21 protein-coding genes and 2 pseudogenes are annotated in these 19,438 nt (G+C 38.5%); 3 read left to right on the top strand and 20 right to left on the bottom strand.

Features of this window, described 5'->3' with window-relative positions:
• Positions 1 to 126, bottom strand: a pseudogene (locus tag AC58U0_RS36310) (DinB family protein); the annotation flags it as partial.
• A 749-nt stretch (positions 127 to 875) separates the two neighbouring features.
• Here AC58U0_RS36310 and AC58U0_RS36315 point away from each other — a divergent pair.
• Entirely contained in the window at positions 876 to 1,913 is a 1,038-nt protein-coding gene (locus AC58U0_RS36315) for a DUF3231 family protein (protein ID WP_497383543.1), read from the top strand.
• Positions 1,914 to 1,977: 64 nt separating this feature from the next.
• On the opposite strand, the pseudogene AC58U0_RS36320 reads toward AC58U0_RS36315, so the two are convergent.
• The 3 genes and pseudogenes from AC58U0_RS36320 to AC58U0_RS36330 all read right to left on the bottom strand — a co-directional run.
• Positions 1,978 to 2,070 (bottom strand): annotated as a pseudogene (locus AC58U0_RS36320) (stalk domain-containing protein); the annotation flags it as partial.
• A 222-nt stretch (positions 2,071 to 2,292) separates the two neighbouring features.
• Positions 2,293 to 2,688: an NUDIX hydrolase gene (locus AC58U0_RS36325; protein ID WP_497383561.1), complete on the bottom strand. Its 396-nt coding sequence runs from the start codon at positions 2,686 to 2,688 to the stop codon at positions 2,293 to 2,295.
• A 258-nt stretch (positions 2,689 to 2,946) separates the two neighbouring features.
• Positions 2,947 to 3,357 carry a MerR family transcriptional regulator gene (locus AC58U0_RS36330; protein ID WP_497383544.1) on the bottom strand — a complete coding sequence of 137 codons (411 nt, stop codon included), beginning with the start codon at positions 3,355 to 3,357 and terminating at the stop codon, positions 2,947 to 2,949.
• A gap of 168 nt (positions 3,358 to 3,525) precedes the next feature.
• Between AC58U0_RS36330 and AC58U0_RS36335 the strand changes: the two genes are divergently transcribed.
• A complete protein-coding gene (locus AC58U0_RS36335) occupies positions 3,526 to 4,647 on the top strand; it encodes an NADH-dependent flavin oxidoreductase (protein WP_497383545.1) in 1,122 nt (373 codons plus the stop codon).
• 357 nt (positions 4,648 to 5,004) lie between these two features.
• On the opposite strand, the gene AC58U0_RS36340 is transcribed toward AC58U0_RS36335, so the two are convergent.
• The 15 genes from AC58U0_RS36340 to AC58U0_RS36410 form a co-directional block, all read right to left on the bottom strand.
• A complete protein-coding gene (locus tag AC58U0_RS36340; protein WP_497383546.1) occupies positions 5,005 to 6,441 on the bottom strand; it encodes a putative glycoside hydrolase in 1,437 nt (478 codons plus the stop codon).
• Positions 6,442 to 6,762: 321 nt separating this feature from the next.
• Positions 6,763 to 7,368 carry a pentapeptide repeat-containing protein gene (locus AC58U0_RS36345; RefSeq protein WP_497322648.1) on the bottom strand — a complete coding sequence of 202 codons (606 nt, stop codon included), beginning with the start codon at positions 7,366 to 7,368 and terminating at the stop codon, positions 6,763 to 6,765.
• A gap of 52 nt (positions 7,369 to 7,420) precedes the next feature.
• On the bottom strand, positions 7,421 to 7,843 hold the full coding sequence (locus AC58U0_RS36350; protein WP_497383547.1) for a MarR family winged helix-turn-helix transcriptional regulator: 423 nt from the start codon (positions 7,841 to 7,843) through the stop codon (positions 7,421 to 7,423).
• 240 nt (positions 7,844 to 8,083) lie between these two features.
• Positions 8,084 to 8,413: a low molecular weight protein tyrosine phosphatase family protein gene (locus AC58U0_RS36355; protein ID WP_261306412.1), complete on the bottom strand. Its 330-nt coding sequence runs from the start codon at positions 8,411 to 8,413 to the stop codon at positions 8,084 to 8,086.
• A 177-nt stretch (positions 8,414 to 8,590) separates the two neighbouring features.
• Positions 8,591 to 9,067, bottom strand: coding sequence for a UPF0158 family protein (locus tag AC58U0_RS36360; protein WP_497383548.1), 477 nt, complete (start codon positions 9,065 to 9,067; stop codon positions 8,591 to 8,593).
• A gap of 175 nt (positions 9,068 to 9,242) precedes the next feature.
• Positions 9,243 to 9,785: a histidine phosphatase family protein gene (locus tag AC58U0_RS36365; protein ID WP_497383549.1), complete on the bottom strand. Its 543-nt coding sequence runs from the start codon at positions 9,783 to 9,785 to the stop codon at positions 9,243 to 9,245.
• Between the two features lie 56 nt (positions 9,786 to 9,841).
• Positions 9,842 to 10,330, bottom strand: coding sequence for an NUDIX hydrolase (locus tag AC58U0_RS36370; protein WP_497383550.1), 489 nt, complete (start codon positions 10,328 to 10,330; stop codon positions 9,842 to 9,844).
• Between the two features lie 636 nt (positions 10,331 to 10,966).
• Positions 10,967 to 11,290 (bottom strand): hypothetical protein, encoded by a 324-nt coding sequence (locus AC58U0_RS36375; RefSeq protein ID WP_497383551.1) that lies wholly within the window; start codon positions 11,288 to 11,290, stop codon positions 10,967 to 10,969.
• A gap of 67 nt (positions 11,291 to 11,357) precedes the next feature.
• On the bottom strand, positions 11,358 to 11,918 hold the full coding sequence (locus AC58U0_RS36380) for a YdcF family protein (RefSeq protein ID WP_497383552.1): 561 nt from the start codon (positions 11,916 to 11,918) through the stop codon (positions 11,358 to 11,360).
• Between the two features lie 58 nt (positions 11,919 to 11,976).
• Entirely contained in the window at positions 11,977 to 12,378 is a 402-nt protein-coding gene (locus AC58U0_RS36385) for an NUDIX hydrolase (RefSeq protein WP_497383553.1), read from the bottom strand.
• A 120-nt stretch (positions 12,379 to 12,498) separates the two neighbouring features.
• Positions 12,499 to 13,494 carry a hypothetical protein gene (locus tag AC58U0_RS36390; protein ID WP_497383554.1) on the bottom strand — a complete coding sequence of 332 codons (996 nt, stop codon included), beginning with the start codon at positions 13,492 to 13,494 and terminating at the stop codon, positions 12,499 to 12,501.
• Between the two features lie 647 nt (positions 13,495 to 14,141).
• Positions 14,142 to 14,633 (bottom strand): SMI1/KNR4 family protein, encoded by a 492-nt coding sequence (locus AC58U0_RS36395; protein ID WP_497383555.1) that lies wholly within the window; start codon positions 14,631 to 14,633, stop codon positions 14,142 to 14,144.
• Between the two features lie 261 nt (positions 14,634 to 14,894).
• Positions 14,895 to 15,155 (bottom strand): hypothetical protein, encoded by a 261-nt coding sequence (locus tag AC58U0_RS36400; RefSeq protein ID WP_497383556.1) that lies wholly within the window; start codon positions 15,153 to 15,155, stop codon positions 14,895 to 14,897.
• A gap of 53 nt (positions 15,156 to 15,208) precedes the next feature.
• Positions 15,209 to 15,733 (bottom strand): hypothetical protein, encoded by a 525-nt coding sequence (locus AC58U0_RS36405; protein ID WP_497383557.1) that lies wholly within the window; start codon positions 15,731 to 15,733, stop codon positions 15,209 to 15,211.
• A gap of 579 nt (positions 15,734 to 16,312) precedes the next feature.
• Complete coding sequence (locus AC58U0_RS36410; protein ID WP_497383558.1) at positions 16,313 to 16,741, bottom strand: MarR family winged helix-turn-helix transcriptional regulator; 429 nt, start codon at positions 16,739 to 16,741, stop codon at positions 16,313 to 16,315.
• A 157-nt stretch (positions 16,742 to 16,898) separates the two neighbouring features.
• Between AC58U0_RS36410 and AC58U0_RS36415 the strand changes: the two genes are divergently transcribed.
• Complete coding sequence (locus tag AC58U0_RS36415) at positions 16,899 to 18,209, top strand: amidohydrolase family protein (protein ID WP_497383559.1); 1,311 nt, start codon at positions 16,899 to 16,901, stop codon at positions 18,207 to 18,209.
• A gap of 519 nt (positions 18,210 to 18,728) precedes the next feature.
• Here the strand turns inward: AC58U0_RS36415 and AC58U0_RS36420 are convergent.
• A complete protein-coding gene (locus AC58U0_RS36420) occupies positions 18,729 to 19,190 on the bottom strand; it encodes a GNAT family N-acetyltransferase (protein WP_497383560.1) in 462 nt (153 codons plus the stop codon).
• Between the last annotated feature and the right edge of the window lie 248 nt (positions 19,191 to 19,438).

Raw genomic sequence — 19,438 nt, forward strand, 5'->3', positions numbered from 1 at the left:
ACTAGGTTTCCAAAACGCTACTTCCTCTGACAAATTTTCAACTGCGTCTGAAAATGGTAGGTACCAACTAGGGTCATTAGCATTTGCTAATAACTGATCGGATAAAATATCCTTTACATGAAACATACTTTCCACACTCCTTCTTATTGATATGCGACGGCCTGTTAATTTTCATGTTGAGCTAACGTTTTGCGTTAGCTTAGCAGTAAGCATGTTATTCAATGTTGATTTAAAATTAAAATAGTTCAACTACTATTCCCCCAAATAAGACTCCGCTAATTGTTATGATACATATCCCTAATATAAACATCCCCCACCGAAAACCAGTACCCATCCCCCTGAAAGTAAAAATATTTAAGGAAAGACAACAAATGATATATCCGGACCATATAAGAAAACATAGAAACCATTCCAACTCCCATATAAAGGAAAGCCCCAAAATAAAAACTGTTACTGAAAATGTGCCAATTAACACATTTAGAAAAAGAAATATTGCACATTGAATGTAAAATAAATTAGTCATATTCGGATGAAAATTATTATTCAGTATCTTCACACCCCAATAAATTTTTCCTGTATTAACTCTTTCCTACAACAGAAGAATACAGTATTTGCGGATAATTTATTAGTACTATTTTCATCTAGTACCTGCTTATATTTATCACAAATCTGCCCGTTAGAGCGTAATGAACACACTAGCTAGCCATCGAATCATAACAATAATGATTTGTTGTAATCATTGATGCGTCTGGGAGATTCCAGGCACATGTGATCTGTTATAAAAACAAACTGCCACAGTATATGCAAATGCGTTCGGAATATGATTTCGAATGGAGGAAAATACTAATCAAAAATTTAATTAGGGAGTTTATATCATGGAAATAATTAAACCCATTCAGCTTGGTTCAACTAAATCGAATATCAGTGAAAAACTAACATCAGCAGAAATGGGTAAACTTTGGGCAACATATATGGGAAACAGCATGTCAAAATGTATATTAAGCTATTACCTTCAACACGTTGAAGACGAAGAGATCAAAACTTTATTAGAGAATGCATTAAAATTAAGCGTAGATTTCATGAAAACAACGAAAGATATTTTCAAAAAAGAAAACTTCCCAATTCCTAACGGTTTTTCAGAAGAAGACGTTAACCTTGGTGCTCCTCGTTTGTTTGAAGATGTATACTATGTTCATTACTTGAAATATGCATGTAAAGCAGGAATGAGTATTTATAACGTAGCCATACCACTTGTTTATAGGAAGGATGTAAAGGAGTTTTTTATTTATTGTATGGATTCTACCATGGCTTTGATGGGACAAATCAAAGATATATTAATGAATAAAGGATTAATCATTAAACCACCTATTATTCCAGTTCCAGATAAAGTGGAATTTGTTCATCAAGGTTTTTTAAATGGTTTTTTGGGACATGTACGTCCTTTACACGCATTAGAAATTGCTCATTTATATGATAATATTGAAAGTAATGTAACAAGCAAAGCATTAATCATGGCATTTAGCCAAGTAGTAAAATCGGAAAAGATTCGAAAATTGTTTATAGAAGGTAAGGATCTGACTCATAAAAGCATTGAACAATATATGGAAAAACTACATAATGAAAATCTACCTTCACCATCATTTCTTGACCATTTGGTTACAACATCAACGTTTTCTCCATTTTCAGATAAGTTAATGTTATTTCATAAGATTGACATGTTTTCAATGAAAATTAGAGCGTTTGGAAATTCTGCGGCTGTAAACGGAAGACATGATATGGGAGTCCTCTATGCAAAGTCATTAATGAAAATCTCATCATTTGTTGAAGATGCAGCGAAAATTTTGATTGAGAACGGATGGATGGAGCAACCACCCTTCGCTGTTAATAGAGATAAGATAGTGTCTGAAAAATAATCGTTATTGTAAATGAGAAAAGAACCATCCGCGACTGGATGGATCCCTAGAATTTGATACTGGATTAATCTTCGTAAATAACGACAGATTGGGTTTCTGACTCCCATTTAACTACTGCTTTTAAGGCTTCGCTTACAAAACGTACCGGCACAACCGTCTGCCGTGAACGTAAACTGCATCGTTTACGCTCCCGGTTCTATCCAACAGATCAGCAAACGCCGACAAGGCTGCGTCCTTCTCTTTGATGGCCTCAAACTCAGCTTTCATTTCAGCAGTAAGCTGCGTTTCATATTTTGGCAACTAGGACTTGAGAAAATAAAGTCTGGTGCCGCCGCTGCTGCTTGTTGAACTAACGTTTTGCGTTAGCGGAATGCGTTTCTCAATCAATCTTATGATTCAATGACTTCAAGTAAAACATTATCCCTGCTCTGTCTACATTGGAAAACAGCAAAGGGTTAGCATCCATCAAATGTCTTAATTTATCTACTTTAATCCATCGTGGGTTCTTAGTATCATCTCCTGAAGATAATAAATCCCCTTGTACCCCGCACCGGAAATAAAAACCAATGGAATCAAAAGGACCGTTAATGGTTTGATAGGCTCCAAAAGGTTTAATACACTCCACTTCGAAATCTTGGTCGATGCCTGTTGTATCAATCCGTGTATCCTCACCTTCAATTTGTACTACATCAAGTCCGGTTTCTTCTTTAACTTCCCTAATGAGAGCAGTTATTAGAGATTCATATTGCTCGATTCTTCCACCAGGAAGCTCTATTTGTTAAGCCTCCCTTGATTTATTCCTCGTTTGAACTACTATTTCTAATTCTCCATCTACTGTTCTTTCAATAATTGCACGTGAATTTACGAAAAACATAAGTATCAACCCCCACCTAACACTAGAAATTAACCATAAATTGGAATGTTTACAACTTACTATTCGATGTCTATTTGCACGATCCTGCTCGTCTTACGGACAACGGCACCCTACAGTGTGTCGATTGCCGTGATGTCATCTTTGAACTATCGTTCACCGTTAGCTTAAGTAACCGTGACATTTAAAGTTATAGTTGGGATTTTTCATAACCTCTTCTTTCTGAAGTTCATACATGGCTATTTTATAGTTTATTTCTTCCAAGTGTTTTAAACTTTCGTCAATTTTTTTCTGCACTTCCAATTTATGCTGCATCAACATTTCTTCTCTTTGCAAAAAGGTATGATTTCCTAATTCATAAAGTTCCTTGTAATCCTTTATTTTTGAAAGAGGCATTCCTGTCTCTTTGAGACAACGAATAAAAGAAATCCAGTCTATTTGTTGTTTGTTATAAACTCTACGGCCTTTTTCGTCACGAGATATATTTGGTAATATCCCTTGCTCTTCATAAAATCTAAGTGTCTTTGCAGATACATTTAAATTCTCCACAACATATGTCATTGAATACAACATCTACTTGTCCCACCTTAGTTACAGTTACTGTAACTAAATATATATCATATGAAGAATGATAAGACAACAATTCTATTTGTAATCATATAAAAATAAACCCTTTACTTACCGTAACGGTAACCAATTACACTGAAATAGAAAAGAAAATATGATAGCGAGGTTAATGAAATGAATCAAAAATACAGTAGGTTATTCGAATCCTTCACATTCAGAAGTGGAATAACAATTAAGAATAGAATCGTTATGGCACCTATGACAACCTGGTCAAGTAATGACGATCTTACCATTTCGGATGACGAAGTAAAGTATTACAAACAAAGAGTGAATGGAGTAGGACTCGTCATTACAGGATGTACTCATGTTACACCGAATGGGCAGGGTTTTACGAATGAATTCGCTGGGTACAATGATGAATTTACTACAAGTTTACGAAAATTAGCTGAGGCAGCGAAAAGTGGAGGCTCTCCTGCGATTCTACAGATTTTTCATGCTGGAAATAAAGCCTTGCCCGAATTGGATGCAGTTAGTGCGAGTGCATTGCAACCTGAGGCTACTGCTCTTGGCCCAACTGTAGAAACAAGAGAGCTATCACTTGAGGAAATCCTGTCGATTATACGTGCTTTTGGAGACACAACGAGAAGAGCGATTGAAGCCGGATTTGATGGCGTCGAAATTCATGGGGCTCATGGATTTTTAATTCAAAACTTCTGGTCGCCAGCGACAAATCAACGGACTGACCAATGGGGAGGATCACTTGAAAATCGCTTACGTTTTCCATTGGCAATTATTGAAGAAATCAAAAATGTCATTGAAAAACATGCTACAAAACCATTCATTTTAGGATTCCGATTTTCCCCTGAAGAATCCTCCAAAGTGGACGGATTACGTATGAAAGACACGTATGAATTAATTGATATCCTTGTTGAACAGGATTTAGATTATATACATGCTTCATTAGATAATGTGTCTTCAAAGCCAGTAGATAGTCAAGATGAAAAAACACGGTTTGATTTAATTCTTGAGAGAGCAAACGGTAAGGTACCTGTGATGGCTGCTGGTTCCATAATAACACCGGATGATGCTCTTAAAGCTGTGGAATTAGGATTGCCGCTAGTCGCCATTGGGCATGCGTTAATTATGAATCCTACTTGGGTTGAAAAGGTCGCAAATGGACGTGAAGCCGAGGTAGATTCTGAGTTGAACGTTTCGAAACTCGACCAGCTTAATATTCCAGAAAAACTTTGGAATGTAATTCAAGCAATGCCAGGTTGGTTTAATATTGGAAAATAAAAAGTAGTCCTAAAGGCTACTCAGATTGACGAGAAACCCAAGTCTTTTATGAGACTTCGGGTTTCTTTTGCTAATTCTAAGGTGCTCCGTCCATCCGTAGTTCGGTAGGGCAATTCTTGCTGTTGCGGACACACATACCGCGTATGTTTCGATCTTGAAGGCCTTTGCAAATAGGGGTCGTTAAATAACCTGAATCTAAGGCTACTGCTCCAGAATATTGTTGCGTTAAACTGCCCTTTAGTTTAGCGGTTAGTTTTTATGTGTCGGTATTCGGACAATGTTCTTGTCATAGCTTCCATGGTGGGCACAAAAAAAGGGTAAGCTCTCATCTAGAGCCTGCCCTTGACTTAACTCTTTTTACGGGATATAGGTAACCCCCTCTGAATACGAATTATTAGCATTCCATATCAGGTATTCCCGAACACCCGCGTCGCTCAAAGCTTTAATTTGCTCATTCAATTCGGCCTTACCGTACTTGATGTAATTGCCAGCGCCCAGCCAGCTTGCAGTGAAATCTTGAATCCACGGCCGCGAAAGAGGCGGCTTCTGCATCTCGCCGAACTTCTTCTTCTCTGCCTTCATATATTCGGCGACAAGGCGATAAGGCTCTTTATCAGGCTTAGGTATGCCGAAATAGCCGTCCGACCAGTGACTTGGATAAATCATCGATGAAATGACATCCACAGAGCTTGATATGCGGTTATAATTTTGCCCAATCCCTGGCGCTTCCGGTAGCGTCGCCGAGTAGCCGAAAATATCGACGGACACTTTGATGCCGTATGGACCCAGCTGCTCCTTCGCGTAAGCGACAAAGTCGCTGACCGCATCCACGCGAAGCTGCGTTAACCTTGATTTCTCGCTGAAATCTGGTGCTTTAGGTGCCTCTTTTTTCTGGTCTACTACGCTCTTCTGCGCATCATCCAGCCCTTTCTTGTTCGCATCCGTCTTATCTGCATTGTACGTATTCGTGGCCTCAGTCAGCTTGATCTGCAAAGCAGCCATATCCACTTCATATTTTTTTGAAGCTTCGGCATATGTTTTTTCCTCTTCCTTAAATTTTGACGGCTTCTTTTCTTTATAGTCACCCATCGAATAGGTCAATGATTTATCTCGGCTTTCGAAGCCTTCTGGGAAGCGTACGTAGTCGAATTGAATCTCTTTGAACCCAAGCTCTGCCGCAAGTTTAGCGACATCAACATTATGCTCCCACGTTTCTTTCAGAAACGGGTTAATGAACCCGTCACCATTTCCGTTGCGCCAAAGGCTGCTGCCATCCACATACGAAAGATCTGGGCGTTTTTTCGCAAGAACAGTATCTTTAAAAGATACAATACGCGCAATCGGATAAATGTGATGCTCCTCCAACAATTTCATAAGTGCCCCAGGATCGCGGATGTAAGGCTGGCCGAATTCGGCAAGCTTCCCGTTCGGTTTGAACGTAATATAGCCATCATCATCCTTGATATCGATCACCATCGCGTTGAGATCGGTGCTGTCTACAAGCGACAGCAGTTTCGGCATGCGAGCACCGCCAGCCGACCAGCCAGTTACATAAATACCGCGCACTGCATCGGGATACTCGTAATGCACAGGCGGATCAAATGCAGGTTCCTGACTAGGCGCAGGCGTGCTCGATGACACTGGCGGCGATACCGTAGGCTCGGGCGTATGCGCCAGCGCGGCAATCGGCACTGCCTCTGTCGCGACCGGAGACGGCTGCTCCGATGGATTTGGCGACTCGACTACGACATCCGATGACGAACAAGCGGACAATGCGAGTACCAGTGAAAGCATAATCCAGCTAAGCTAATCTTTCCTCATGCTGTTCTCCCCCTCATAACGGCAATTTGGCCTTTGTAATTGAAGTATTCAGGGGGGGAGGAAACTATGCTTGATTACTAGGTACATCCAGAAGTGTTATCCCTAATATGCCACTAGACTTCCCAACCTTCTTACTCAAAATGTTTTAAATAATTCGCACATGTGCTTCTGGTCCGTTCGAGGCGGCTGGAAATTGAAACAGCGACAGTTAAGGACGAGAAAATAAAGTCCTAGACTGTCGCTGTTTCATTGAACTATCGTTATCCGTTAGATTAACGAAGGATGAGTAGTCATTTAATTCATTTTTGCTCCATGAGAGAGTGAAAACAGCACTGCTTGCTCTGTATCCATTCGTAACCCCTTGAGTATGAGGGATTTGAATTCCACTCCATCCATTTTAGCTCCCCTGACATCGGCTCCCTGTAATTTCGCTCTAGCTAGCATTGTTCTCGTTAGATCACAATTTCTTAAGTCAGCTTTTTCTAAATTTGCTTCGGTTAAATCTGATTCATAAAATTTAATTCCACGTAAATCTTGCTTAACCAGTCTGGCATTTCTCAAATTCGTATAAGACCAATCCCCTTGGAATATGGTGATTCCATCCATATTGGCACTGGAAAAATCTGAACCCGTCATTTTGCAGTTTTCAAACTTCGAGACAAATAGATTGGCTTCGGCAAAGTTACAATTCTCAAACGCAGATTCTTTATGAACGGAGCTATTTAACGAGGCACCCCGAAAATTACATTCAACGAAACGGCAGTTCCTCGTTGTAATCTCCTCTAACGATCCGTTTGCAAATGTGCAACGATGAAAAGTGCAACTTATTAGCTCGCCATACCTCAAATCTTGATTACAAAAGTCTATTCCTTCATAATTTTGATTGATATGCTCAAACATGATACTCCTCCTTTTCTAATAGTTGATTCATCAACTATTAGGTGTACCCATTTCATTTTTTCATATTATCTCGCACCTTAATTAGAAGCCTTCGTAATTCATTCATTTCTTCAAGTGAAAAACCTGTTTCAAGTACATCAATAGTTCCTGAAATACAAGGTATTACATTTGTAGCTAAGCTCTTACCTTTATCTGTTAATGATACATTAAAGTAACGACGGTCATAACTATTAGTAATTCTGTGCATTAGACCTTTAGTTTCAAGGCTCACAATCATCCGAGTGATGCTTGATTTATCTTTTCTTAAAGCGAAAGCAATCTCACCCTGAGACAACCCATCTCGTTCATTGAGCAAAACAATGATAAAGGCTTGTTCAGGCGTAATATCATACGGAGCTAAACTTTTAGTCATGTGCATAGATATCTCTAATTTGGCATCATGAATTAAGACAGCAATATTATCGAGTAAATCCATTTTGTAATCACATCCCATAAAAGACTATACCAAAATAGTTGACAAGTCAACTAAAACTATAGTCAGCATAACTGCCCCGTTAGCACAACAGGCTTCCGAGTTTATCACCGGCAGCCTACTTGATCTTTGTTATTCAGCTCTCGTATCCCGTTAGGTACTTTATAAAGCATCCTGCCCGTTACTTCAATAAGAAAAAGTTTCATACGAGACAGCACATCCGTTTCATTTTACCGAGAATCATCACTCTGGGACTTCAATATATTCCGATACTCTAGCTTTTAGTATTTCAATTAGTTCTTCATCCATATAACCATAATCGTCAGGAATATCTAGGTTCCAGATCGCCTTTTCATTAAGTGTTGATCCAAATTTATCTTTGAGTCGGCTCAAATGCTTTTTTTCCATTACAAATATGAGATCTGCCCAACCAATGTGTCCACTTGTTACCTTAATCCTAGCACCATCCTCTGTCCCAGCAGACCTCACATCATAACCATTATATTTATGAAATATTTTTTCGGCCGTTGGGCTTCGCCATTTGTTTCTGCTGCATATAAACAGAACTTTTATGTTTATCATCCCCTTATCAAATCCCACTGAAAATTAAACTGTAGGTTGGCATCAACATTTGCGTTAATCTGCTCCGTTACTTCAACAGCTGCCGATTATCCTGGCAGTCTGTCGTTGTTTGCTCTCGTTCTTCGTCCCTCATCGATCACATGGTAGCCGAAACGACGAGATCTGTTCTTAATCCTGTATTTCAATGTTGTGGTCCTTACACCATTCAATTACTAAATCTTTAATCTTATTTTCTTTATACTTGTGCCATTGTTTATCAACGCCAAGTTCTATTATTCCATCTTTAAATCTCCGAAATGCTCCTCTTCCTTGAATGGCTTCATATAATTCTTCTCGAATGCTTTGATCCTTAAGACTTACAATAAACTCCTCCATAATTTCATATTCATTGAAGTCGTTTCTAAATGTGAAGTCAACGTAAACCCCATCTTCATCCTCAATTATACTGATGGCTTTTTCAATATTCTTTCTTTGCCATTCAGGAAATTTTCCGATTGGCTCTTCATCTTCTGCAGCCCCAATTTCTTCTCTCATTAATGTAATAACTTCGCCTGTTTTAATGTTTATAAAAGTAAAAGAATCATCAATTTGAAGTTCAATTTCACTGACTAGATCAGCTATCTTAATTGATTTGTTACTCTTCATTTGCCTTTGCTCCTTTTCGATTCATACAAACATCATATCCCAAAAAACAAACTAAGCTACCTCATCTGCAGCTTCGTACATCTTTTGATTAGATGAACCCAATTTTTTATCAAGAGAACTATCGTTACCCGTTAGTTCAATGATATTTGAAGAAGCCACTAACTAAAATAGTCACTTAGTCAGTCCAAATTCGTTCTATATTTGGAGTATCCTTTATAAAGGAGAGGTGGAACACGTCTGGATTAGACAGGTTTCCCCACTCCTTATACCCAATCCGATCATCAAAATATTTCAAGAGCAGAGATATGAGATTTCCATGTGAAGCTATTATAATATTTTCAAATCGACTATTTAATAGTTCTTTAACCACAGCAATTACACGGTGCGTAGCTACATTGCTCGACTCGCCACCCTCATAACACAAATCTAAATCGTAGTACGTTTGTCGAAGCATTTCACGCCAATCGGGGTGACTTTTTTCAGATAATATCCTTTCGGTCAATCGATTATCTGTTACAATTTCGATACCAAGTCTTTCAGCTAATGGAGAAATTGTTCGATAAGCCCTTTCATAAGGACTTGAAATAATATAATCAATGTTTTTCGGTATAAGAAACTCAGTAAGTTTGTTTGCCTGATTTAGACCCAAATCCGATAATCGTGCATCAGCAGATTGTCCTTCTGCTTGACAATGTCTGACTATAAATACATTTTTCAATTTTAAAAATACCTCCTAACAATCCGATAGTGAATCAGAGCACATGTAGTATAGTTTTACATCATTTCAATATATTTTAAGTAAAATATAATTCCTGCTCTGTCTACATTGGAAAATTGGAGGGGATCATCATTCATTAGTTGTCTTAATTCTTCTACGGTAATCCATCTGGGGTTCTTAGTTTCATCACCTAATTTTAATAACTCACCTTGTACTTTACAACGGAAGTACACACCAACCGAATCAAAGGGTCCATTAATGGTCTGATAAGCCCCGAAGGGTTTTATACATTCAACTTCAAAACTTGGATCGATACCCACTGTATCAATCCTTGTATCCTCACCTTCAATTTCTACTACATCAAGCCCAGTCTCTTCCTTTACTTCTCTAATAAGTGCTGTTACTAATGATTCGTATTGTTCTATTCTCCCACCAGGAAGTTCAATCCGTTGAGATTCACCAGGTTTATTTCGTGTTTGAACTACAATTTCAATTGTTCCATCCAAAGTTCTTTCAATTATTGCACGAGAATTAACTAAAAACATACGTCATCACAGCACCCTTCTTTTTCTTCCATATAAATTTCTAGATTCTCCCAATAATCCCTCCATAAAAGCTATTAAATCCACTCTCGTTATTACAGTAACCTCCCGATAGTTTAACGGCATCACAGGGGCAATGACGGGAGTACTTCGTTTGCGTAAAATAGCACTCCGCAATTTGTCGTGACAGTTCGAAATATCAGTTATAATAGAAAAAAGCGTGGTATCCTTAATTTAGACCATGAATGTCAAAAAAGTGGGGTTTAATGTTGAAAAATCATATTCGGGTAAATGGAAAATTACTTCAAACTAACAAGAAGTTTTCCGCTTTAAAGTTGAGACAAAAAGAGTGGATCGCTTCCTTACTCAAAAAAGGGAATTTGGATACCTGATAGCGAAGTCTGTCGTTATTATGATAGCAAGGTTCAGCGATATTACAAATCAATTTGCAAACAACAGGCGTTATCAGAGGAATGAAAATGAAAAACTACCTTCACAATCCGATTCTCGAACGGTTAAGACAGCTTTCATTGTTAATATACTATTATATTCGTTAATACAGCATGGCTGCCGATGTGAGAGGCGGCCTGACTTTATTGGTTGTATTATTGGTTGTATTATAGTTCGCCGTTAGTTTAATCAGCTCAAGTCAAATGTGGTCCATCCAACTTCAAGTATTTTCATTTGAAGATCCCTGAATTCATTTTTTGCATTAAAATTAGTAAATTCAATCTTAGTAAAAGGCTTTGTAAAGAATATAAAACAACATGGTTTAGCACAGATATCCCGTTGCCCGACACATTTACTCTTTATCCGAAAAGCTTGAACTTCATCATCCGTCCAATTATTTTTCCTCTTGTTATACATAACCCAATTTTCATTACACTCTTTAAAATCGACGAATGTTTCCTTATCTAATTTAGCGAAGGTAAAACCCTCTGATGTTACCTCACCGATCCTCAAAAATGTCTCACCTCACTTAAATACATCCTATGTACTGTGCAACTATCGTTCAGCGGCGTTAGCGTAGCTAGCCATTTGATCCGATTTGGAATATAGCGGGCCTGAAATATTTCCCTACCTTCTCAAGCTCATTCATTACGTATCTTATTCTATCTTCATCTAGAAACCAGTTATCCTTGGAAGTACCTGTCTTGTCAATCACTGGACTTACATAAAAAATTGTCTCTCTTGGAAAAATAATTTGATATGTTAAAAGTGCTCTACGTGCGTGATAGTTTTTACAAACCAGCACTACTTTTTTAGGGTTTAACCCTTTATCTTGTAATACTTTTAAAGAGAATCGTGCATTTTCAAAGGTATTAGTTGCTTTATCTTCTTGAAGTATTGCTTGTGGAGGAACGCCTAACGACACCCCTACATTTCGCAAAAACTCCCATTCAGTTGTTTCAACATGTGGGGTGACACCACCAGAAGGCAGGATCAACGGAGCGATACCTTGTTGATATAACATTGCGGCTCTTTCCATTAACTGAGGATGGCTTGCACCTGGAATTAAAATTACATCTGAATGACCCAACTCGGTTTCGAAAAACATAAAATCGCTAATACAGTCAAATGGAAAAGACATATAAAAATCTCCCTTCTAACCATACGGGATAGATTAATTCATTTTTGTCTGAAGTTTTTCAAAAAGCACGACTTATTACTTGACCATGATACTCCAATGCGTCTAAAGCCCTTATTCGTTGAACCTCGCTTAATGAAGAAATATCCGCCCATTTATATTCAGAATGTTCGGAACTAAGTTTTATTTCCGCATCCTCTGGTATGGAACAGCGAAATATTCCAACTTGTGCATTAATACTACTATGATAATAAAATCCCGTTAATACAGCATTCTGAACTTCTATCCCAAGTTCTTCACAACATTCTCGAAATAACGCTTGATGAATAGTTTCACCAGCGTCTACACCACCACCTGGTAAACTCCATCCCTTATTTCCATAAGTTCGCTTTAACAGAAGTATTTGACCTTCGGAATTTGTTATTATAGCATGAACGCCAAATCCAAACGTAACAAAACCCACTAATATCCTCTCCATTTCAAATCTCAGAGCCATCGTCAACTTCAGTTTCAGTGCTTTTTTATTCGGCAGCCTTCTCCTGATTTTTATTGAGATATGTTACCCGTTAACGAAGTGTATGTTTTAGCTGTACTTTTGTTTTATAAATTGAGAAGCTAAGTCCACAATCTCTTCACTAAGTTTACATATTTGCAATACTTGCTCTTCGTCTAAAGAGATATAGCCGATGTTCTTTAAATCATTCTGTAGCGTCGTTGGTAACTCATTAAAATATTCTTCAAACGATTTCCCTTCTGAGAACTCCAGAAACAACATAAACACTTCACCCGATAACTGCCACATCAAACTTTCAATCTGCTGGGCATTGTAAAACCTCTGTGCTTTTCGATGTATCACTATGTCTTGTAATGGTGACAATGAAAAACCCTGAGAAAACGAGGGGAACTTTCGTCTAAGAAACTCCCTGTGACGCTCCACTATCCTCAGAAATTCACCTGTACCTTCTTTAAGCAATTCTAATGAAAACGGTAAAATCTTGGTATAGTCATCATAATTACTTTTAATATTCTTCATAATTGGGATTACTGAACCTGTGGACATTGTATTTTGAACAAAAAATAAATACATGAACGCCGCATCAGCCCATGCTGCACGAGCAGCTAATTTGGCCGAATAATTCTTGCCTTGATGTAAACTGTCTAATGCCCATCTTGTCCTACTGTTTACAACGTCAACGGCCTGTTTTTCCAGCTTTGTACGTCCATCTACGGATGAAAAATAGGTTTCAACCCATTTTTTCAAAACGTGAAATTCACCAGTTGGGTCGTACACAGGAACAGTCTCCAGGAGGAATCTAAACTCCCACGGGTTATCTTTCACTTGCTCTTCGGTAGGAAACTGGTCAGTGATAAATAGCTGAACGACCTCGCCTTCATATACAAACATGCTATCATTTGCAGAATCACTGCTAGCGTATATGTTTAAATCCAAGTCACTGAAGCTGTCGGCATCTCCACGGCCAACTGAGCCTCCCACGGTAGCATATCGTGTATTTGGAATACTTAATTCTTGAACGATTTTGTTAGCTAGATTTATCAATTCCTCACTTCTTTTATTCATACTTTTGTCAGCTCCCACCATGGTTCTATATATACATTCTAAACCATTTCGCCATTAATTGGAGTGGAGATCCAATATTGATTTTATTGCACTAATCTGCCCGCTCGCACAACAGGCCACCGAGTTTATCATCGGTAGCCGTTTTTATCTTTGTTATGAAGCTATCGTTACCCGTAGCGTAATGACCTCACCTGTCATCTATGGTACGGTTCTCCGTAATGTATCTAAACACAAAGTTCCCAGTTAGTTGAATCTAAACCTTCAATTAATACTCACCATTGTATTCTACGTAGCTGGTTTGCTTGACGCGGGCAATATGATGTGGCATATAACTACTCTTTGCATGTGGCGACAAGTCTTCAATAAAACTAATTGCCGCTTCTACCATCTCATCAGATATAAAAACATTTTCATTTAAAAAACCGCTTAGTATTAGACTCCTAACAATGTGTCCAATTACAAAGAGCATCGGAGAGTTTGCCTAAATAGTAAAATGCAGTCCATGCAACTGTTATTAAAACTGAAAAGATAATAAGCAAAAATAGTAAACATGAACGCCTTTTACTTCTTTTTATTTCTTGAATAAGCTCTTCATCATCATCCATAAGAGATGGTTTCCCCCAAAAAGTTGCGATAAACTCCATGTTTTATTTAGTAATATCGTAAGCATCTCCCAATGACACAAACTCATCCCTTAACCAGTAAATGTATTCTCCTTTGTTTTCAATAAGTTGATGTAACAAGTCGATGAATGAGAGGGCTATGATCGGAGACTGCCCAGAAAGCCCATATGTCTCATGAAAACTATCGTAACATTTTCCTAATCTACTTGGATGGAGATCAATGGAAATGTAATCTCCATTATGGTCTTCAACAATCGTGTACCAAGAAGATGAAATATCTTCTTCAATGTATTCCCCAATTATTTTAATACTTGCCAGAGTTATTTCATTTGGAGGTAATATTTTATATGGTTGATCTGAGTTCTCAAACAAGCTTATTCCTCCGCATATTTGATAAAATACTTTCAAATCCTCTGGGAGCAGATGCTGTAGCTGAACTTCAGGGATTCCGTTAGGGGAATAAACAGTACAAAGTGGTAATGTACTGACCTTCTCAATCAGTTCTTTCATGTTCATTGTCTTATCTCCTACGATAAAATTGACTTTTTTATTCTTTACTATATAGAAATATTCCTGCTTCTATTAAAGCATCTTGATATATCTGATTTGGTAATTTAACTACGTTTTTGAACAAGGTATTCCTTATATTTCTAAAGAAGCTGGAATGGATATTAGGGAATGTAGCTTCAAAGCTATCCCTATTATCGAGGAGGAATAATGATTCGATGATAACTGAATAGATATTTGGAAAATCTGACTGAATCCTACTTGAATAAGCTAAAAACTCCTCCATGTATTTATCAAAATGATGACATTGATAGTTCTCTTCCCCTCTATAAAAAGGAAACCACTTTGGTCTCCCCATTCAGTCAATAATCCCCAAAAAGCAATTAATGCACCTGCCCTGAACTTAGAGTTTTTGTCGGCAAAATGCTCAAAGTAAGGGTATAGAAGGTCAGTACACCAAGCTAGGTCAAATATTCCACCATCTTCTTCTATACAGCTAAATAACAATTCCAACCTACTCTCAATACCCATGGAAATCTCCCACATTCATAATAAAATCGTGCTTTCATTGCAGAACTTAAAAATTAGCCAATTATTACATCATTACATGCTATACAACCATGCCAGTATAAGAAAATTTCATGTTTTTGGCATTTAGGATAGCTATCAGGATTTTTAAATCTAGGGTCTGTAATACCTTCATTAATCCATTCAGAATATGCATTAACATCAAGATTCTCATGGTTAAACCTTAAAATAAGTTCCTTAAAATTATCTAAAAAGAAAATTATTCTTTCCTCATTCGGAGTGTAATCTAAAGTATTCCACCCCAACTTTGATTTTGCACCTTCAACTACCTTGAATATAAAGTCTTTTTCAATTTCAAATTTGGAATACTCCCAAGGCATTTCTTCTATGTCAAATCCTGCATTGCCAATTCCTCTTACTTCCTGATCGTGTTCCAAAAGCCATAAGATAAAATCTTTTTCTTTATCGTCATTAGCGAGTTCTGATCCGCTTAAACCCAACACTGTTAGAAACACTGTCATCGTGCCATTACTCATTTGAAAATTAATATTTTGGGAACGGATACATATCCGATTAGCCATTACCAACACCACTTTCAATAATTCTTTACGCCTTGGATAAAATCATTCTTTGATTATCAACTTACAGCTATCTTCCTCTATCTCCTTATTATATCACCAATTTACAAATTCAGGATATTGGCAGAACTATTTTCTAAAGGACTAGATATTGCTTTTTAACGTAAAAAAAGCCCCTAATAGAAGGCTTTTCGTCATTTCAGTTTGTTATCGTATCGGTAGTTGTAAGAGAAAGACTTCGTTCAATGTCATTAAAATCAACTATCACTTCTACTCTCTGCTTTACCACTACTTGTGGTACGGTTCACCTCGATTGATCATCAACAAAACTGCCCGTTAGCGGAGCGGTTAAGTTTATCTTGTCGGCAATCGGAGAATTTCTTGTGGTATCCGACCCGAAAATCGAACTCCTATAAAGTAGGTGAATTTTTGTCGCAAGACTACAATGTTGGGACATTTGTGCATTTTTTGATGATACAATTCCTCCCACATAAAAATAAAAAAGCCTGATTCCTCAGGCATTACAACTAAAATGATGTAGGTACATTTGTGTCATTGGACAATGGTGTCGTCGCGTCTTCTTTATATGCGCTTATTGATTTTGATCAACAATTTCTTTAAGACTTCCTTTTCCTCATCGGTAAGGACTTGAACGATTTCTTCCTCCACCTTTTGGAATGAGTCTTGAAAGTCTTCAATCAGTTCAATCGCTTTTGGCAATACATATATATTTTTTTGCCGTTCATTATTGGCCGGGATTTTGCGCTCGATGAACCCTTTTTGCTCTAGACCTTGAAGTATGCTTGTAATGCTGGCCCCACGTAGATGAAACCGATCTGCAAGGTCCTTTTGAATAATATGATTATTTTGGTTCTCGTAAATATAGTCGATTACTTTTCCTTGTTGAGCGTTTAACCCCAGCTCTTTTATACTCTCGTCCGCTCTTTTCTTTAACTTAAGACCAATAATCTGAAACAAATCCAGATAAGGCGTATCCTTTCGGGATTGCATGAACGTCCCCCCTGTGATTGTTAGAAATCTAATTGTAAGCAACTAAACTATACAGTGACCCAATAGACTTGTCAAACAAATATTAGTTTATTGACAGTTAGATAACTAACAGTTATACTCCGAATTGTTTAGCAACAAACACTTGGGAGGAATTCAAATGGAGAAGGTAACTCAAAATGCTGCGTTAGAACTTGTTACGGCGATTACAAATGTACGTATCTTTGATGGAGATCAAATTATTGCGCCCAGACATGTTGTTATTAAAGGGGAGTCCATTATTTCAGTGGGCGGAGACCTTCCGGCCGATGCAACGATTATCGATGGAGAAAATGCGACTCTAATGCCTGGTCTGATTGATGCACATGTCCACACCTCAATCGGCGGATTACGAGATGCCTTAAAATTCGGCGTTACAACAGAACTCGAAATGAACGGCGATTTTACTAAAAGAGGGCGCGAGATTCAGTTGAAAAATGTGAATGACGTCGCAGACGTCCGTTCTGCTGGCACAGCGATCACCGCTCCGGGCGGACACCCAGATGAATTACTGCCGGATGGAGATGAAATACCGGAATTCGTATTAAAGGAACTAGAGAAGTTATCGGAGGAAGACCGGGAAGCGATGTTGGCCGCATACGCTCACGATCACGAAGAAATACCGCAAGTGACGACGGTGGAAGAAGCGATTAAACATGTGCATACTCAAGTGGAGAATGGAGCCGACTATATTAAGATCATGATTGAAGAAGGAACGGTCATGGGTGCACCTGGCCTGCCTGTACTAAGCGATGAGATTCTAAAAACAGCCGTGACAGAAGCCCACAAGTTCGATAAGCTGGTCATCGCCCACGTCTTGACCGCTCTTTCATCGCAAGAAGCCATCGATTTTGGAGTCGACGGTTTGGGCCACTTATTTATTGACAGACCCGAGTACACGTCCGAATTAGTGAAATCTATAGCGGGTTCAGGCGCTTTTGTTACACCGTGCTTGGTGTTGAATTCATCGATTATTGGAAATCCGGCATCGGAATTGGCTAATGATCCGCGTGTTCATTCCAAATTAAGTCCGGATTGGATCGATATTTTGAACTCAAGCTTCAATACGTTCCCGCAAGGCAATATGGAGAACAGCTTTAAGAATGTGATGGACCTTCACCGTGCCGGAGTTGATATTCTGGTAGGGACGGATGTCGCGCCGGTTCCCGTTCCAAACCTTGGCGGCCTTGCTCATGGTGCCAGTGTCCACCACGAAATGCAGCTGCTGGTGAAGGCCGGGTTCACTCCGATCGAAGCTCTTCAGTCGGCTACTACCAAACCGGCTCGTTGCTTTGGTCTTAACGATCGCGGCCGTATTACCGAAGGTGCCCGCGCTGATCTTATTCTCGTAAACGGTGATCCGACCACTAATATTTCGGATACCTTGTCGATCAAATCCGTGTGGTTCAATGGTTCGCAGCAACTAGGTTAATCAGATTCGATCTCCCTGTACAATGAAAACTAAACTCCGTGTCAAAGCAATGATTTATTCGATTATTTTAAGTCGATGCTCATCGCTTCCGAACAGATCCTATTTCAGTCACTGTTAAAGCTTTCGAATTGATTTTTTAACCAATGCTGATTTTTAATTTTGTGAAAATTTTGAAACGCATAACTAATGAGAGTTTTTCTCCATTCGTTTTCTGCCCAGTATACTCTCCTTAGGTATCAATCCACCTCACGGACGAGACTATCCAAGGAAGAACTAGAACTCGCTCTTCGAGGTTAGTTAATACCCATCAACGCATGATGCTCAAACCATTCTAACCCCACATTGACTTCCTCACAGAACAAATTGAAATGTTAGATCAAGAAGTTGCCCAGCGAGTCATTTCTGCTTTACAGTTGCTACCACGTTAAACTGCCCTTTACCTCAACAGGCTGCCGATTGCCGGCAGCCTGTTGTTTGTTGTCTCTAGTTACCCGTCCCTCAGTTCAATGCCATGACATCTCACCAATCTTTTTCCATCGCTTCTTCGCAGTGAGCAAAGCCAATTCTTGAATAAAACTGGACACTGTTGCTGCTGGGCCAAAGAATAAGAAATTCAACTTTATTTTCTTTTGACCATTTTTCCATAGCGATATGAATCTCTGTTCCAATACCTTGGCTTCTAAATGCGGGACGAGTATAGACATTTGTAACATAACCGTAGTAAGGGTCTGGCGATTTACCAGGCCTTGGTACTTTATGTATCAATTGCAGATACATATGTGAAACTATATTATTTTCAACTTCTGCAACCCAAATGTACCAATCTCGGCTTTCAATCGCCTTGATCAAAAACTCGCTACAAATCTGGTTAAACTCCTCAAAGCTAACCGTACTAACCCCATAATCCTCTGCAGAGAAGTCCCAACGCATTTGAACAAGTTCATCGACATCGTCTAAGGTAGCTAATCGTAAAGTTGCCATTCTATTGCCTCCTTATTTTATATATTACTAATTCGTGCTTTAACTTTTCTTTTCTTTTCCTATGCAATTCTGTCAAATAGATTGATGAGGCCACCGATCTTAACGGTAGCCTCATCTGGTTCTTTGATTGAACTAAAGTTCCCCTTTAGCTTAATCAAGCAAGTCAATCTAAAACTTTATTTTCTGAGAGCCATATTACCCTTATTGATTCAAAATATTAGGAAAAGGGTAAACATACGATAAGTGGG

The organism is Paenibacillus sp. J31P190, from assembly GCF_059692075.1.

What these genes read in the sequence shown, in the direction of transcription:
- AC58U0_RS36315 (WP_497383543.1), top strand. Translation starts at nt 876, where the DNA reads ATGGAAATAATTAAACCCATTCAGCTTGGTTCAACTAAATCGAATATC.
- AC58U0_RS36330 (WP_497383544.1), bottom strand. Translation starts at nt 3,357, where the DNA reads ATGTTGTATTCAATGACATATGTTGTGGAGAATTTAAATGTATCTGCA.
- AC58U0_RS36335 (WP_497383545.1), top strand. Translation starts at nt 3,526, where the DNA reads ATGAATCAAAAATACAGTAGGTTATTCGAATCCTTCACATTCAGAAGT.
- AC58U0_RS36340 (WP_497383546.1), bottom strand. Translation starts at nt 6,441, where the DNA reads ATGCTTTCACTGGTACTCGCATTGTCCGCTTGTTCGTCATCGGATGTC.
- AC58U0_RS36345 (WP_497322648.1), bottom strand. Translation starts at nt 7,368, where the DNA reads ATGTTTGAGCATATCAATCAAAATTATGAAGGAATAGACTTTTGTAAT.
- AC58U0_RS36350 (WP_497383547.1), bottom strand. Translation starts at nt 7,843, where the DNA reads ATGGATTTACTCGATAATATTGCTGTCTTAATTCATGATGCCAAATTA.
- AC58U0_RS36360 (WP_497383548.1), bottom strand. Translation starts at nt 9,067, where the DNA reads ATGAAGAGTAACAAATCAATTAAGATAGCTGATCTAGTCAGTGAAATT.
- AC58U0_RS36370 (WP_497383550.1), bottom strand. Translation starts at nt 10,330, where the DNA reads ATGTTTTTAGTTAATTCTCGTGCAATAATTGAAAGAACTTTGGATGGA.
- AC58U0_RS36380 (WP_497383552.1), bottom strand. Translation starts at nt 11,918, where the DNA reads ATGTCTTTTCCATTTGACTGTATTAGCGATTTTATGTTTTTCGAAACC.
- AC58U0_RS36390 (WP_497383554.1), bottom strand. Translation starts at nt 13,494, where the DNA reads ATGAATAAAAGAAGTGAGGAATTGATAAATCTAGCTAACAAAATCGTT.
- AC58U0_RS36395 (WP_497383555.1), bottom strand. Translation starts at nt 14,633, where the DNA reads ATGAACATGAAAGAACTGATTGAGAAGGTCAGTACATTACCACTTTGT.
- AC58U0_RS36400 (WP_497383556.1), bottom strand. Translation starts at nt 15,155, where the DNA reads ATGGGTATTGAGAGTAGGTTGGAATTGTTATTTAGCTGTATAGAAGAA.
- AC58U0_RS36405 (WP_497383557.1), bottom strand. Translation starts at nt 15,733, where the DNA reads ATGGCTAATCGGATATGTATCCGTTCCCAAAATATTAATTTTCAAATG.
- AC58U0_RS36410 (WP_497383558.1), bottom strand. Translation starts at nt 16,741, where the DNA reads ATGCAATCCCGAAAGGATACGCCTTATCTGGATTTGTTTCAGATTATT.
- AC58U0_RS36415 (WP_497383559.1), top strand. Translation starts at nt 16,899, where the DNA reads ATGGAGAAGGTAACTCAAAATGCTGCGTTAGAACTTGTTACGGCGATT.
- AC58U0_RS36420 (WP_497383560.1), bottom strand. Translation starts at nt 19,190, where the DNA reads ATGGCAACTTTACGATTAGCTACCTTAGACGATGTCGATGAACTTGTT.